Source organism: Nocardia sp. NBC_00403 (genome assembly GCF_036046055.1).
In the GTDB taxonomy this organism is placed as follows: Bacteria; Actinomycetota; Actinomycetes; order Mycobacteriales; family Mycobacteriaceae; genus Nocardia.
On record NZ_CP107939.1, the window covers coordinates 423,855 to 439,820 of the forward strand.

Here is a 15,966-nt window from a genome sequence, read left to right on the forward strand (position 1 = left end):
CGCAGGCACCACGACCTCGATACATCACGGTCAGGTCGTCCACCTGCGGCACCGGCACAGCTTCCGACTCCGGACCGGATTCGGCGGCGGCCGCGACCGAAACGACCTTCCCGTCGCCTGCGGGCAACCGGGGCATGGCAGCCGGTGCGGCAGGCCGCATTCGAGCGCGGCGCTACTGAGGTGCGGTGTCGCTCAGGCACGGTGTCGAAGCACCCAGGTGGCGATCTCGGTGCGATTCTGGACACCGAGCTTGCCGAGGACACTGCGCACATGGGTCTCCACGGTGCGCTCCGACAGCACCAGACGCTCGGCGATGTGACGGTTGGAGAAGCCGCTCGCCACCAGTTCGGCGACTTCGGTCTCGCGTGCGGTCAGCGGGTTCGCGCTACGGCCCGCACGATCGATGTCGGCAAGCAACGTGTCCGCCGATCGCAGCCGATAATCCAGACCGAGCAGCCGGAACTCCTGTGCCGCTCGGGTCGCCGCAGTTCGGGCCTCGCGCAGGTCGGCCTCCGTGCCGCGGTCGAGCAGGGCCCCGGCCAGCCCGAGCCGGCCGAGGGCGAGGAAGGGGCGCGCCCCGATACGGGCATCCATGTCGATCGCATGCCGGTAGTGGTCGATCGCCGTGTCGTTGCGTCCCGCGGTGCGGGCCAGGTCGGCGATCGGACGGGCGATCGAACCGGCGCAGAACACCGCGCCGCTGCCGTCGCCCATGTAGTAATCGTCGGCGACGCCGAGCACCCGGTAGACACGGTCGGCGGTATCCCTGTCCTCCAGCAGCACAGCGACAACGCCGATCAGGTAGAGCAGACCGAGCCATCGGGGCCCGACTTCGAGCGTGTCGGGCAGGGTCCGGAACTCCTCGAATCCGGCCCGCGCCTCGGCCATATCACCGGCCAGCGCGTGCAGCATCGGCGAATACACCCGGACCAGTGGAATTTTCGGCGCGAACCCGAACGCGTCGAGATGCTCGGCGATCTCGGCCGCGTCGAGGTATCCCTGCATTACACAGAATTGGCCGCGGAAGGCGTAGTGCAGGCCGATCAGCGAATAGTCGCCGATTCGCAGGGCGAGCGCGTGGGCGGCCGCGGCACTGTCCGCGGCGGCGGCGAGGTCGCCCACCAGGGTCGCGCGGGTCGCGCGGAGTCGATACAGGTGCCAGCGCGCCACCGGCAGTCGCCGGGAGTCCGCCACTTGTTCGATCTGGTCGAGTGATCTGTCGACCATGCCGAGGTCACCTAGTTGAAACCCCGCGTCGGTTGTCCACAGGTGTCCCCACAGTTGAGCAAGGGGTTGCTGTGCGCGAGAGCCGATGTCGATGGCGCGGTCGGCGAGGACGCGGCGTTCGGCAAGGTAGGGCGGCGCCGACAGGGACAGGTGCCTGGCGTGGATCGCGTCCAGCAGCGCATCGGGGTCGTTGCTGCGCTCGGCCTCGGCCAACGCCGTCGCGGAAAGCTCCCTTGCCCGTTCGCATTCGGCCATATCGGCGGCGGACATGGAGCGCTGTGCCAGCAGCCGGGCCCGTAATGCGGTGTCCGCGTCGGGCGAGAGTTGTCGTAAGGCGTTGACGCACAGCCGATCTACGCTTGCCATTGCCCGCGGCGTCGTAATGCCGGTGACCACGAGACCTGCCGCACCGATGAGATCGGGGCGGTCCGCCTGATCGGCGAGTTCGCCCGCGCGCACGGAGTGCGCCACGCTGTCATCGATCCGCCCCGCCGTGAACTCGCTGCGCGCAAGGTCGAGCCACAACTCGGCGAGCGTTGCTGCCGGGGTGATCCGGCCGATCCCGTCGATGACCCACTGCTGGAATCGAATTGCCTCGTCGTCGGCCAGGCTTGCGCGCGCGGCCGCGGCGGCCATCCCGGCCCAGTACGCACAGTTGACACCGGCGTCCCGGCCGCTCGCCTTGTGCCAGTGCGTCGCGATCGGCCCCGCCGCGGCAGGATTGCCGTCGGCGTGTACGGCAAGCAGTTCGGCGGCAGCTCTGTGCAGCGCCATGCGCTCCGATGGGACCAGTTCGGCGTAGACGGCGTCGCGGATCAGCGCATGCGCGAACGTGAACTCACCGTCGTCGAGTTGTCGAACCACACCCGCGCCGATGGCCGCATCCAGGGCCGCATCGACGTCGGCGCCGACGACGAGCCGAAGCAGTTCGGGTTCGATCCGCTCGCCGAGCACACTTGCCGCACCCAGCACCGCTCGGCTCGCCGGATCCAGCCGATCCACCTGCACGAGTGCCAGTCGGCGAAAGCCGGGATGTGACATCGGATCCAGCGACGCGACATCGGAACCTGCTGTGCCGAAATCAGATTCGATGACAAGTCGGATATACAACGGATTCCCGCCGGTTCGCGCGAACAACCGATCCACGTCGGCACGGCCCGGGGTCGGACACGCCTGGTCCAGCCAATAACGGATCTCCTCGATCGACAACCCGGACAGCGCCATCGACCGGGTGTGCGGGAGACGAAGCAACCACGGCACCTGCTCGAGGTAGACCGTGGTGGCAGGATCGCGCGCGGTGGTCACCACCAGGAGCCGCAGCCCGGGCAGCTCGGCCGCGATATACCGCAACAGCAGCAGCGAGGTCCGGTCCGCCCAGTGCAGGTCCTCCAGGATCAGTGCGAGCCCGGCCGGCTCGGCCAACTGCTCGAGGGCGGCCGCGACGGCGGCGAACATCCGGAACCGCCGTGCCGCGATATCCATGGTCGGATCGTCCGAGAGGTCGGCCGACAGCGATTCGGCGAGTTCCGGAATGTCGCGGATCAACCGAAGCCACGGCCACAGTGCCGGCATCCCCGCATCGTCCACCGCGAATCCCCGCCCGACACGCATACCGCATTCGGCGGCCAGTTCCACCGTGCGGTCCGCAAGCCGAGACTTGCCGATTCCGGCGGGACCGTCGATCAGGACCAACCGGCCCGCGCCGCCTGCCGCGGACAGCACCGCGGCACGCAGCGCGGCGACCTCGCGATGGCGACCGACGAACGCAGCCTGCATAGCCAGAAGTATCCCCCGCCTCCGGTGGCATGCGCCGGAGCCGCGGATGACCTTCGGGCCCGCTCGGCGGCGGGTCCGGCTATTCCGGTCGTATCGAATCGAGCAGGTCCGCGCAGCGATCGAGCAACTCCATCAAGGTTGCCCGCTCTTGCGTCGTGAAGCCGGCGGCCAGCGCGCGCTCGACTCGCACCGCTCTGGCGTCCGCATCCCGCATGACCGTCGCCCCCTTCTCGGTGAGGCGAGTTTCGAGCACATTCTTGTGCCATTCGTGTGGCGTCCGCTCCACGAGGCCGCGGTCCTGCAGGTTGGTCAGCACCGTATTCATGGTCGGTGGGGTGACGCCGCAGAGGCGGGCGAGCGCGGCGGCCGAGATACCGGGGTTCTCCGTCAGGAACAGCAGGGCCGCGTACTGCGGCACCGTCACGCCGGCGGGCTTCAATGCCGCGTTCTTGGCCGCACTGAGCGCCTGCTCAGCCCGCTTGATCGGGGATCCGATGCGCTCCGATGCGGGCATAGACGTCATGGCTGCATCGTATCCGCCCATTCTCTCATTAGCGTCTTGACGACCATTAGAGTTCTAATATACATTCGTGCTCGCTCTTAGATGTCGATACATCTGATTGATAGACCCGATGAGAGGCACGACCATGTCCCGCACGATCCGCCGCCGCCACTTTTCGACCATCGCCACCGCCGTCGCACTGACCGCCGTCGCCGCCTGCGGCACGACCACGGATGCCGCGAAAGCCACCGACCAGCCCGCCGCCTCCCGAATCAGCACCGCCTACGAATTGCCGAGTGATCGCGCGTATCCCGAGGGCATCGCGGTCGACACTCGCAACGGCGACACCTATGTCGGCTCATACACCAACGGCGCGATCTACCGCGCCACGCCGGGCGCCCGCCGGGCCGACATCTTCCTGGCCGAGGGCACCGACGGCCGCAAGACCGCCAATGGCTTGAAGGTCGATCGAGCCGGACGCCTGTGGGTAATCGACTCGACCATGGGCGTCGCGATCTACGACACCGGAACCCGAGCCCTGATCGCCCGCTTCGACGTTTCGGCCCTCGGCCCGCACATGGTCAACGACGTCGCGATTACCCAGGACGGCACCGCCTACCTGACCGACAGTCTGTCCGCCGTCGTCTATCGCGTCACCGAAGCCCAACTGGCCGACGCCGTGGCACACGGCGGAAAAGCTGAACTGACAGCACAATTCGATATGAATTCCACCATCGCATCGCACAAAGCCGGCTCCTTCACCCTCAACGGCATCGCGTCCGATGACTCGGGCCGCTACCTGCTGGTCGTCGATATGACCGCAGGCGACCTGTACCGCATCGCAACAGCACCGAATTCACCCGATCCGATCCGCAAGGTCGCCATGCACGGCGGCGATCTGAAGTACGGCGACGGCCTGGAACTGCACGGCGGCACGCTGTGGGCCGCACAGAACGTCACCAACACCATCACCCGTTGGAAGATCACCGACGACGGCGCTACTGCCACCCTGGAGCAGTCCATCACCGACGAATCCCTGCACATCCCGACCACCCTGGTGCGCGCAGGCAATCAGACCCTGGTCGTCGCCTCACAATTCGACAAGGGCGGGCCGATGGGCCCGGGCACGCCCACTACGTTCGCCGTCCTGACCGTCGGCGGAATCTGATCACCACCCATCGAGGGCCGGTCCGCTACCGCGCGGGCCGGCCTTCGGTCTTTTCTCGCGCCTCGCGAGCTCACCATCGCTAGGAACACCGGCGGTTATCGGACACCAAAATTTAGGTTAGCCTGCCCTGTATGACAGGAGTGGATTCGCGCAGCGCGAGTGCCCTCGAGGCAACCGGCGATCGTTCGAAGCCGTCCGCCCGGGTCGCGCCCGCGAACCGACCGCGCCGGCGCAGGCGGAAGCCGATTCGCCAAGTGCTGATCCGCACCCATCGGTGGTCCGCACTGACGCTCGGCCTACTGCTGGTTATCCAATGCACGACCGGGGCGGTCCTGCTCTACCACGGCGAACTCTTCCGAGCGAGCCATAGATCGTTCTATCAACAGACCGATGCCGCGCCGATAGTCACGACCGAACAGGCCGTCGACCTCGTACGCGCCGCCGACCCGGACTTCGACGTCGGCTGGGTCGGCTCCGACGGCGGCGTGATCGCCGTCGGCAACCGCGGCTCCACCGCCGCCTACGCGGTGGACCCCGGCACCGGCCGGATCAACGCCCGCGCCGGGCTCACCGACGGCGTGCTCGGCTGGCTGGTCAACCTGCACGACTGCGCATTCGGCTGCCTCCGCTATGTGGGCACGGTCCCCGCCGTGAACGGCAAGGCGCCGATTCTCGACGTGACGTGGGCCTACCTGATTCTCGGCGTCCTCGGAGTCCTGCTCGTCCTGCTCGCGGTATCCGGCGCTGTCGTGTGGTGGCCTTCCCTGAAGCGCATACGCCACGGTTTTCGCGTCCGGACGAACAAAGGCCGTTTCGCCAGGGACCGCGATCTGCACAACGTCATCGGCATCCTCGGCGTCCCCTTCCTGCTCATGTGGGGGATCACCGGCATCGCCTTCGAATTTCCCGCCGTGGAGCAGGCCTGGCTCGCCGTCACCGGCGGCGACGCCGTCACCGAGATGCCCAACGACACCTTCACTCCGCGGCCGACCGCACCACAGCGCCCACCGGTGTCCATCGGCGAGGCGAGCACTATCGCACTCCAGCAGGTACCGGGCCGACTCGCCTATCTGAAACTGCCCGGCGAAAAAGCCGACTACTACCGAGCCTCGATAGCAGGCGCCTATTCACCCTACGCACACCGTGCCTTCTACAGCGGCGATGTCCTGGTCTACATCAACGCCAGAGACAGCGCCGATATCAAGGTGGTCGATTCCAGTCACGACCGGCCGGTGGCCAATACGTTCTACGACAAAGTCTTCCGACCCGCCCACTTCGGGTGGCTTGTCAATGGCTGGTGGCGAATTATCTGGCTGCTGCTCGGCCTGACGCCCGCGGCCCTCGCCGTCACCGGCATCTCCACCTGGCTGGTCAAACGACGAACCCGACGAAACGCCCGCACCCTCCGTGCCAGCAGCGACTCAGTGACGTAAGCTCGGCCGATCGCAGGCAAGCGAAACTGGGGTGGCGACCGCTGGTCGAGTGACATACGCTTCGCCGCGGAGGAAAACCGCCTCATGGAGGGACAATTGACCACTCCGAGCACGGTGAAGCAAGGCGAAACCGGAACCAGCCTGGCGCAAAAGGTTCCACTGACGCAGCTGATCCACTTGATGGCCGAATACCAAAAGCTCGGCACGCACCGCCAGACATTTCGACCGGCGGCGCCTGCGAGAGATAACTTTGTGCGCGGCTGCGGGATCGTGGCGGGCGGATTTGCCACGGTCGGCGCGATCTGCGCGGTGGTCGGCGCGTACCCGGGTAGCGTTGCGGTCAGCCTGCTTGCCCTCGTACCCGCGTCGATGGCATTCGTCTGGGGCAGGCGCAACCGGCACAACCGCGCCGCGCGCCTCGACCTCTTCGAATCCGGCATGACCGTGTACCGCTCCGGCGAGCAGATCGCCGGATTCCGCTGGGACAGCGCCGAAGTACGCCAGCAGGTGATTCCGTTCCAGAGCACCGCGCCGTCGGACTACTCGTTCGAGATGAGCGGCCCCGGCGACACCGCGGCCGCGTTCGACGACGGACTGTTCGACGACGCGCGCGAGTGGGCCAAGGCGATCCAGTCGGCAATCACCGCAACCCAATTGCCCCGCGCGGTTATCGCCATCGACGAGGGTGCGACCGTGAATTTCGGCGAGATCGGCCTGCACCTGGGGGCACTCATCTTCCGCGACAAGATCTTCGCGTGGGAGCAGATCCAATTGATCGACGCCCGTAGCGGATTGGTCCGGATGAAGGTCGACGGCAGCTGGGTATCGCTCACCCCCGTCGGCAGGATCCCGAACTTCTACATCTTCAACGAAATCGCCGAACGACTGCGCCAGGCTGCCGCCGAAGAATTGGCGGCAAGAGGATCGATCGCTGCGGAAATGGCCGAGGCCGCCGCCGCTCCGAGCGCGGATGCCACAGCCGCGCAAGTCGAACCGCCCACTGCCGCTGCGCAAGTCGACGCGTCCGCTGCCGCTGCGCAAGTCGAACCGAACGATGCCGCGCCCGTTGCCGAGCGGGAACCACCCCACACCCCGGAGATCACCGAAGACGAGAAGCCCGATGTCACGGGCTCGGTGAACAATCCGAACAAGGGCAAGAAGAAGTCCACAGCAGGCACCGCGCGCGACAACCTGAACCCGGTAGACCTGAGCGCCGCCTCCAACTGACGCATACCCAACCGCTCCGCCACATCGACCGATACCGAAACGCCGGAAGCCGGCCACCCGAGGGTGGCCGGCTTCCGGTTTCTGCAGGTGTTGCCGGGAGGCTGGACTCAGAAGTCCATGCCACCCATGCCACCGGTCGGGTCGCCGGCGGGAGCGGCGGCCTTCTCCGGCTTGTCGGCGACGACGGCCTCGGTGGTGAGGAACAGAGCCGCGATGGACGCCGCATTCTGCAGCGCGGAGCGGGTGACCTTCACCGGGTCGGCGACACCGGCGGCAAGCAGGTCCTCGTACACGCCGGAGTCGGCGTTGAGGCCATGGCCTGCGGGCAGGTTGGAAACCTTCTCGGCGACAACGCCGGGCTCGAGGCCGGCGTTGAAGGCGATCTGCTTCAGCGGAGCCGACAGCGCGACACGCACGATGTTCGCACCGGTCGCCTCGTCGCCCTCGAGCTTCAGGTCGTCGAGAGCAGGAGCCGACTGCAGCAGAGCCACGCCACCACCGGCGACGATGCCCTCTTCGACGGCAGCCTTGGCGTTGCGCACGGCGTCTTCGATGCGGTGCTTGCGCTCCTTGAGCTCGACCTCGGTCGCGGCACCGGCCTTGATGACCGCAACACCGCCGGCCAGCTTGGCCAGACGCTCCTGCAGCTTCTCACGGTCGTAGTCCGAGTCCGAGTTCTCGATCTCGGTGCGGATCTGCGCAACGCGGCCCTTGATGGCCTCCGCGTCGCCCGCGCCCTCGACGATGGTGGTCTCGTCCTTGGTGATGACGACCTTGCGGGCCTGGCCGAGCAGCTCGATGCCGGCGGTCTCCAGCGAGAGGCCGACCTCTTCGCTGATGACCTCGCCACCGGTGAGGATGGCGATGTCGGCGAGCTGAGCCTTGCGACGGTCACCGAAGCCGGGCGCCTTGACGGCGACGGACTTGAAGGTGCCGCGGATCTTGTTGACCACCAGGGTCGACAGGGCTTCGCCCTCGACATCCTCGGCGATGATCAGCAGCGGCTTGCCGGCCTGGATGACCTTCTCCAGCAGCGGCAGCAGGTCCTTGACGGTCGAGATCTTCGAGCCGACGAGCAGGATGTACGGATCCTCGAGGACCGCTTCCTGACGCTCCGGGTCGGTGACGAAGTAACCCGAGATGTAGCCCTTGTCGAAGCGCATGCCCTCGGTGAGCTCCAGCTGGAGACCGAAGGTGTTGCTCTCCTCGACGGTGATGACGCCTTCCTTGCCGACCTTGTCCATGGCCTCGGCGATCAGCTCACCGATGGACGAGTCGCCTGCGGAGATACCAGCGGTAGCAGCGATCTGCTCCTTGGTGTCGATCTCCTTGGCGGTGTCGAGCAGGCGCACGGTGACGGCCTCGACGGCCTTCTCGATGCCACGCTTCAGGCCGAGGGGGTTGGCACCGGCCGCGACGTTGCGCAGGCCCTCGCGCACCAGCGCCTGGGCGAGCACGGTGGCGGTGGTGGTGCCGTCGCCGGCGACGTCATCGGTCTTCTTGGCGACTTCCTTGACCAGCTCGGCGCCGATCTTCTCGTACGGGTCCTCCAGCTCGATCTCCTTGGCGATGGAAACACCATCGTTGGTGATCGTGGGGGCGCCCCACTTCTTTTCCAGAACGACGTTGCGACCCTTGGGGCCCAGCGTCACCTTTACCGCGTCGGCGAGGGCGTTGAGGCCCCGCTCGAGACCGCGGCGGGCCTCTTCGTCGAACGCAATCATCTTGGCCATTGCGAAGTGATCCTCCAAGTAATGAGGCTGACACGCAGGGCGACCGCTTGTCGGATCGCCCCATTTACGCTGGCCAGGTTCGGTGCCCGCGACGGACGACCGGGGGTGTCGATGGAACCCGGTCTCACCGTCCCGACCTGGCACTCACAGGTAGAGAGTGCCAAAGCCCTTTTTAGCACTCAGGGGTGTCGAGTGCAAGGTACGGCGACACCGCGCCCACTCAGTCTCGGTCGTCGACGCGCAGCACCAATGCCACGAAGGCGTCGGTACGACGCTCCTCGGGCGTGCGCGGCTCGCCACCCTCGACCGTGACGAGCTCGGCATCGTGCAACAGCAACTCTGCCTCGACCCGCATGACAGCTCGGATGAATGGCGGTGCCACCTCCGGGGGAAGATCGCCGTTGACGATGTACTCGCCGTCCGGCCCCGACTCCGTGGACACGTAGGACAGCGCATGTATCAGGTCAGCGCGCCGCTCCCCTGCCACTAGGTCGGAATCCGTGTCATCCGCCATTGCTATAGCTTAGCGGCCGTCGATCTTGACCGCTGCCGGAGATCGCGGGTCGGCGCGCCGCGCCAGAGCCGAGGCGCAGGTAAGAAAGCCCAGGTCACCCGGCCCGCCGTGCAGGGTCGACCGCAAACCGCTGTCCGCCAACGTCTTACGATTCCATGCGACGCGCCGGGTGGACGACACGGAACTAGAGTGGCGACGTGAGTGAAGCACCGGGCTGGGACGCCATCGACGGCGCCCTCGCACAGTTGTACGACGGCGTCGAACCCACCCATTGGGCGCCGGAACTGCCCTGGTCGCTCGGCGGTCCCGATCCGCTCGACGGCATCAGCGTGTATCCGCGCACCGACCCGATCCCGCACTGGCACTACCTCGGCTATGGCATGAGCGAGCTGTACGAGAAGGAGTGGGACAACCCCGCCGAATCGGGCTGGGGATTCGAATTCACCTTCCGGCTGGTACGCCTGCCCACCGATACCGTGCCACCGGTGTGGCCTGGCAACTTCATGCAGAACCTCGCCCGCTACGTCTTCCAGTCGGGCAAGTGGTTCGAGCCCGGCCACACCATCAAGGCGAACGGGCCCATCGCCGCCGACCGCGTGGACGCGACCGTCCACGCCGTCGGGTTCACCGTCGACCCGGAACTCGGCGGCATCGACACCCCGAACGGCAGCCTCCAGTTCCTGCAGATCGTCGGTCTGACCATGCCCGAGTACCGGGCCGCGCAGGGCGGGAACCTGCTCACCCTGCTTGCCGAGCTCGAGCCGCGGCTGCCGCTGTTCGTCACCGATGTCGGGCGCGAATCGCTGATCGCCGAACCGCCGCCGAAGGTGGACTGGCCGCGTTGGGGCGGCGGGCTGCGCGGCAGGCAGTAGCCCCGGCCGGGGGTAGATTTCGCGGCGGAGCATGATCTCGTTCGACTCGATCCCGAAGGGGGACGACGATGCCCGACCTGGCGTTCGAATCGCTCTACCGGCACGGGTTCGCGCGGGTGGCGGTCGCGGTGCCACGGGTGCGGGTCGCCGACCCCGCCTACAACGTCGAGGAGACGCTGCTGCTGGCCCGCCAGGCGGCTGACGCCGACGCGGTACTGACGGTGTTTCCCGAGCTCGGGCTGTCCTCCTATACCTCCGACGACCTGTTCCATCAGGATGCGCTGGCCGACGCGGTGGAGGCGGCGCTGGGACGCCTGGTCGCGGCGAGTGCGGACATCGACACGGTGCTGGTGGTCGGGGCACCGGTCCGGGCCCAGGGCAGGCTGTTCAACTGCGCGATCGCGGTGAGCGGGGGCGTTGTGCTCGGCGCCGCACCCAAGAGCTACCTGCCGAATTATCGCGAGTTCTACGAGAAGCGGCAGTTCGCGGCGGCGCGGGAGAACTTGGCAGACCAGATCACGATCGCGGGTCGGCGGGTGCCGTTCGGAGCCGATCTCCTGTTCACCGCGACCAATCTGGACGGATTCGTCTTTCATCTGGAGATCTGCGAGGACGGCTGGGTGCCGCTGCCGCCGAGCGGGTTCGCCGCACTTGCCGGTGCGACCGTGCTCGTCAACCTCTCGGCCAGCAATATCGTCATCGGCAAGGCCGACTATCGGCGGGCGCTGTGCACTTCGCACTCGGCGCGCTATCTGGCCGCCTACCTGTATTCGGCTGCGGGACACGGCGAATCGACGACCGATATGGCGTGGGACGGACAGGCCCTGGTCTGCGAGAACGGCGATCTCCTTGCCGAAGGTGAACGGTTCGCCGATCATCCACAATTGATCACCGCCGACCTCGACCTACCGCGCCTGGCCGCGGATCGATTGCGCACCACCAGTTTCGCCGACAATGTGCACGACCACCGCGACCATCTGGTTCGGCTGCGGCGCATCGAGATCGAGTTGCCGGTGCCGACCACCGCCGTCGAGCTGCGACGCGAAATTCCGCGCTTCCCTTACGTTCCCGCCGACCCGACCGCACGCAACGAGCGCTGTGCCGAGGTGCACCACATCCAGGTGGAGGGCCTGAGCACCCGGTTGCGGGCCACCGGAATCCAGCGTGTCGTCATCGGGGTCTCCGGCGGGCTCGACTCCACTCAGGCGCTGATCGTGGCGGCCAAGACCATGGACCGGCTCGGGCTGCCGCGGACCAATGTGCTCGCCTACACCATGCCCGGCTTCGCGACCGGGGCGCGCACTCGCAACGACGCACACCGGTTGATGCGCGCACTCGGAGTGAGCGCAGCGGAGATAGATATCCGGCCCTCGGCCACCCAGATGCTGCGCGACCTGAATCACCCTGCCGCCGACGGTGTTCGGCAATACGACATCACCTACGAGAATGTGCAGGCCGGCGAGCGGACCGCACATCTGTTCCGGCTGGCCAATCAGCACAATGCGCTCGTCGTCGGCACCGGTGATCTCAGCGAACTCGCGCTCGGCTGGTGCACTTTCGGCGTCGGCGATCATATGGCGCATTACAGCGTGAATGCCTCGGTGCCCAAGACGCTGATCAAATACCTGATCGCCTGGGCAGTGGACACCGATCAGTTCGGTGCGGATGGGGGCGAGGTGCTCGCGTCGATCCTGCAGACCGAAATCTCGCCGGAATTGATTCCCACCACCGATTCCGACGCGACCGGACCCGGTCAGAGTTCCGAGGCCACCGTCGGCCCGTACGAGTTGCAGGACCTCCACCTCTACAACCTGCTGCGCTTCGGCTACCGCCCGAGCCGCATCGCCTACCTGGCGTGGCAGGCCTGGTCGGACACCGCCCGCGGCAGCTGGCCCGATCTCATCCCCGCCGACCAGCGCAATGCCTACGACCTGCCGACCATCAAACACTGGCTCGCGGAATTCCTGCGCCGCTTCATCCAGACCAGTCAGTTCAAACGCTCGACGCTGCCGAACGCCCCCAAGGTCGGCTCCGGCGGCTCACTGTCGCCGCGCGGTGACTGGCGCGCTCCCAGCGACGCCTCGGCCGCCGCCTGGCTCGACGAACTCGCCCGCAACGTGCCCGATCGGTGATACCTCAGCCGGCCCGTAGATGCGTGCCGACGGTGTTGCGCTGAGGGACGTTCGGGAGACCGTTCGACCGCCCGCGCCGCGATAGCTCGCACACGGCAGCCGCTCGACGCCGCCGAGCCGACGACCTGCGCCGAACCCGTGCCTGCCTGGCACGGGCGGCAAAGGCGGCACGGAATCCGGCCAGCACCTGCCGGATTCGGCTGCGACACCGAACCTGCGCCGGACGGACGGTCATCCGGTCGCCGTGGATGTCCGCCCATCCCCTTGTCATGACTGCTCGGTGGCGATCACCGAAAGCAGTTCGACCAGATGGGTTTCCACCTGGGGCTTGTAGACGCCGACACCGGCGAACAGGCCGAGACCGTTCTCCTGCTCCAGCAGTGCGAGCAGGATGTGCTCGGTGCCGATGTAGTTGTGGCCGAGGCGCAGTGCCTCGCGGAAGGTCAGCTCGAGCGCCTTCTTCGCCTCCGGGCCGAACGGGATCAGCGGGGGCACCTCGTCCACCCGAGCCGGTAGGCCCGCCGTCGCGACCTCGCGGACGGTCTCCAGTGAACCGCCCTGCACGATGATCTCCTTCGCACCGAGACCCTCGGGTTCCGACAGCAGCCCGAGAATCAGGTGTTCGATGCCGATCTGGGCATTGCCCGCCGTGCGGGCGGCTTCCTGCGAGGCCATCACGACCGCCCGCGCCCGCGGGGTGAATCTGGCGAAGCCGGCGTTGGGGTCCATGGCGGCGGCGTCCTCCGCCGCACCGGGCGCCTTGGGCACGAACCGCTTCTGGGCGGCCTGCTTGGTAACGCCCATGCTGACGCCGATATCGGTCCATGACGCGCCGGAGCGGCGGGCTTGGTCCACGAAGTGGCCGATCAGGTGATCGGCTACTTCGCCGAGGTGTCCCGCGGCGACCACCGCGTCGGAGAGTTGTTCCAGCACGTCGTCGGGACGCGCTTTCTTGATGCCCTCGATCAGATCGTCGAGCCGTATGTTGTTTGCCATGCGTCAACCATAGGTTGACGATTGCGCATCGTCAACCGTTCGTTGACGATGTCGCCCGGCGGGTGGCGCCACCGCACCGCACCGGAATATCGAGCGCGCCGGCGATGTTCAGGGGCGGGCGGCCCGACCGGCGCCCCGCACGATCTGTTCCTTGAACCACGCGGCCGTGCGACCGGTCAGCACGGTGCGTCCCGGGGTGTCATCTGCGTGCAGAAACTGGATGAGTCCGTCGCGGCGGCCGAGGCTGAGGCACTGGAACACATAGCGGAACCGCAGTTTTCGCGGGTCGCGACCCCGCATCCTCGCGACCACGGCATCCGCCACGTACTTGCCGGTCGGCAACGCGGTCGCGCAGGCCATGCGCAGCTCTCGATCGCCGGGGCCGGCGACGACCGCACTGTCGCCCGCCGCATAGACATCCGGATGCGAGACCGAGCGCAGCGTCGGGTCGGTCAGCATCCGACCATCGGCGGCCACCGCGATACCGGATCTGCGCGCGAGATCCGACACACCGAATCCGGTGGTCCACACCGTCGCCATGGACTCGATCAACTCACCACCGGCCAACCGGACCCCCTCGGCCGACACCTCGATCACCGTGGCGTCCGACCGGATTTCGACCCCGAGCCGCTCGAGCACCCGCCGCACATGGGCCTGTGCGCGCTGCGACATCCACGCACCGGGCTCCTCCGAACTGAGCAGCAGCACGCGCGAATCCGGCTCGGACTCCGCCACTTCCGCGGCCAGCTCGATGCCGGTCGCGCCGCCGCCGACCACGATCATCCGCGCCGTTTCGGCTTGCTCGAACAGCTGGATCGCATCCTCGGGGGTGGCCACCGAGAAGGCGTGTTCGGCGACGCCCGGCACACCGGCCGGGTCGGCCTTGCTGCCGAGCGCATAGACAAGCGTGTCGTATTCGAGAGCAGGCGCGCCGTCCAAGATCACCCGCCGCGCGTCGGCGTCGAGCTCCGTCACCCACGCCTGGACGAATTGTATTCCCTTGGCGACCAACAACTCTCGAAGATCCCATGCCGGAATTCGCTGCCCGGCGGCTTGCTGATGCAGTCGCACTCGCTCGACATAGCCGGCGCGTCCGTCGACGACGGTGATCCGCGCATCCTGCGCTGTGCTCGCGAAGCGGCGGGCCGCGGCGAGCCCCGCGTATCCGGCGCCGAGTACGACAATTCGATGCTGTCCGGTCATGATGTGGCTCCTTTTCGACAGGCCGACACCCTTCAGACCAAACCGGCTGCCGATCCATGACAGTTGCCGGGCATGAGCCGCATCACACTGAAGTTGGCCCAGAGCCTCCGGTCTCAGGCGGGCGAACCGCCAACGCGACCGAGATAGGCGAGTTTCTCGGGATTCACGATCAACCGCAGCGCGGTCACCGTATCGCCCGCCGTTTCCACATCGACGACGAGCAGCGGGTCGCCCGCCACCCAGGCGACGACCGCGGGCGAACCGTTGAGTTCCTGCACCGCGATCTCCAAACCCGGCACCTCCCAGCGGAACAGCCCGATCAGGTAGCGCGCGACATTGTTCGCGCCGACGATCGGACGCCGTGCCGTGTTGACGACATCGCCGCCGTCGGCCGTCGAGGTGGCGTCGGCGGCGAGCATCCGCTCCAGTGCCTCGACATCGCCGTTGCGTGCCGCCTTCAGGAATCGCTCGATCAGCTCGCGAGCCTGGTCGGAGGGCACATCGAAGCGCGGCCGTCCTTCCCGGACTCGCAGGCCGGCCCGCCGGAAGATTTGCTGCGAATTGGTCTCGGTCAGCGTGAGCATGTCGGCGATCTCTCGGTGGGCATAGTCGAACGCCTCGCGCAGTACGAATACCGCCCGCTCGACCGGGCTCAACCGCTCCATCGCGGTCAGCAACGCCAGCGAAACCAGCTCGCGCTCCTCCACCGATTCCAGCGGACCCAGCTCACCGGCGGCCGTCGGCACCGGTTCGGGCAGCCACGGCCCGACATAGCTATCCCGGCGCGCCCGCGCCGAAAGCAGCCAGCTGCGACACAGATTCACGACCGCGGTGGTCAACCAGGCCTCCGCGGACCGAATGGTGTTGCGGTCGGTACCATCCCAGCGCAGGTAGATCTCCTGCACCGCGTCCTCGGCCTCGCTCGCCGATCCGAGCATTCGATAGGCGAGCGCGAACAGCCGCGGTCGATGCGCCTGGAATTGGCGCAATCCATCCGGTTCCACCCACACCTGCTTCCGCGCTCGGCCGTCCGGGAAGACGCTACCGCTTGTGCCCGACCCGACCCGAGAGCGCTCACCGCCAGTGGTGGGTGACCGCCGCCGGAAACGCACGAGCCGGGCGTGGTCGCCGGTGCGGTGCGCAGCGCGAATGCTCATACCTCGGCAGCCTGCACGCCGAGGTA

Annotated in this window: 12 protein-coding genes; 5 read left to right on the forward strand and 7 right to left on the reverse strand. The window is 67.2% G+C overall.

The features are described from left to right. Positions 1-192 precede the first annotated feature (192 nt). Positions 193-3,003, reverse strand: a complete 2,811-nt coding sequence (locus OHQ90_RS01760; protein WP_328406801.1) for an ATP-binding protein — start codon at positions 3,001-3,003, stop codon at positions 193-195. Between the two features lie 79 nt (positions 3,004-3,082). Further along, a complete protein-coding gene (locus tag OHQ90_RS01765) occupies positions 3,083-3,526 on the reverse strand; it encodes a MarR family winged helix-turn-helix transcriptional regulator (RefSeq protein WP_328406802.1) in 444 nt (147 codons plus the stop codon). A gap of 124 nt (positions 3,527-3,650) precedes the next feature. Between OHQ90_RS01765 and OHQ90_RS01770 the strand changes: the two genes are divergently transcribed. The 3 genes from OHQ90_RS01770 to OHQ90_RS01780 all read left to right on the forward strand — a co-directional run bounded on the left by OHQ90_RS01770 (position 3,651) and on the right by OHQ90_RS01780 (position 7,333). Further along, positions 3,651-4,673 (forward strand): SMP-30/gluconolactonase/LRE family protein, encoded by a 1,023-nt coding sequence (locus tag OHQ90_RS01770; RefSeq protein ID WP_328406803.1) that lies wholly within the window; start codon positions 3,651-3,653, stop codon positions 4,671-4,673. Between the two features lie 131 nt (positions 4,674-4,804). Continuing rightward, positions 4,805-6,106, forward strand: coding sequence for a PepSY-associated TM helix domain-containing protein (locus OHQ90_RS01775; protein WP_328406804.1), 1,302 nt, complete (start codon positions 4,805-4,807; stop codon positions 6,104-6,106). A gap of 96 nt (positions 6,107-6,202) precedes the next feature. Beyond that, positions 6,203-7,333 (forward strand): DUF6585 family protein, encoded by a 1,131-nt coding sequence (locus OHQ90_RS01780; protein WP_328406805.1) that lies wholly within the window; start codon positions 6,203-6,205, stop codon positions 7,331-7,333. Between the two features lie 107 nt (positions 7,334-7,440). Here the strand turns inward: OHQ90_RS01780 and groL are convergent, their stop codons facing one another. Both groL and OHQ90_RS01790 read right to left on the reverse strand, forming a co-directional pair. Next, complete coding sequence (groL, locus tag OHQ90_RS01785; RefSeq protein WP_328406806.1) at positions 7,441-9,066, reverse strand: chaperonin GroEL; 1,626 nt, start codon at positions 9,064-9,066, stop codon at positions 7,441-7,443. 220 nt (positions 9,067-9,286) lie between these two features. Continuing rightward, positions 9,287-9,580 (reverse strand): hypothetical protein, encoded by a 294-nt coding sequence (locus tag OHQ90_RS01790; RefSeq protein WP_328406807.1) that lies wholly within the window; start codon positions 9,578-9,580, stop codon positions 9,287-9,289. A gap of 197 nt (positions 9,581-9,777) precedes the next feature. On the opposite strand from OHQ90_RS01790, the gene OHQ90_RS01795 reads away from it, so the two are divergent. Both OHQ90_RS01795 and OHQ90_RS01800 read left to right on the forward strand, forming a co-directional pair. Then, positions 9,778-10,452 (forward strand): suppressor of fused domain protein, encoded by a 675-nt coding sequence (locus tag OHQ90_RS01795; RefSeq protein WP_328406808.1) that lies wholly within the window; start codon positions 9,778-9,780, stop codon positions 10,450-10,452. 68 nt (positions 10,453-10,520) lie between these two features. Beyond that, positions 10,521-12,584, forward strand: coding sequence for an NAD(+) synthase (locus OHQ90_RS01800; RefSeq protein ID WP_328406809.1), 2,064 nt, complete (start codon positions 10,521-10,523; stop codon positions 12,582-12,584). A gap of 267 nt (positions 12,585-12,851) precedes the next feature. Here OHQ90_RS01800 and OHQ90_RS01805 read toward each other — a convergent pair whose 3' ends face one another. The 3 genes from OHQ90_RS01805 to OHQ90_RS01815 form a co-directional block, all read right to left on the reverse strand. Further along, entirely contained in the window at positions 12,852-13,580 is a 729-nt protein-coding gene (locus OHQ90_RS01805) for a Clp protease N-terminal domain-containing protein (RefSeq protein ID WP_328406810.1), read from the reverse strand. Between the two features lie 108 nt (positions 13,581-13,688). After that, positions 13,689-14,783 carry an NAD(P)/FAD-dependent oxidoreductase gene (locus OHQ90_RS01810; protein WP_328406811.1) on the reverse strand — a complete coding sequence of 365 codons (1,095 nt, stop codon included), beginning with the start codon at positions 14,781-14,783 and terminating at the stop codon, positions 13,689-13,691. 113 nt (positions 14,784-14,896) lie between these two features. After that, complete coding sequence (locus tag OHQ90_RS01815; RefSeq protein WP_328406812.1) at positions 14,897-15,940, reverse strand: RNA polymerase sigma-70 factor; 1,044 nt, start codon at positions 15,938-15,940, stop codon at positions 14,897-14,899. Positions 15,941-15,966 lie beyond the last annotated feature (26 nt).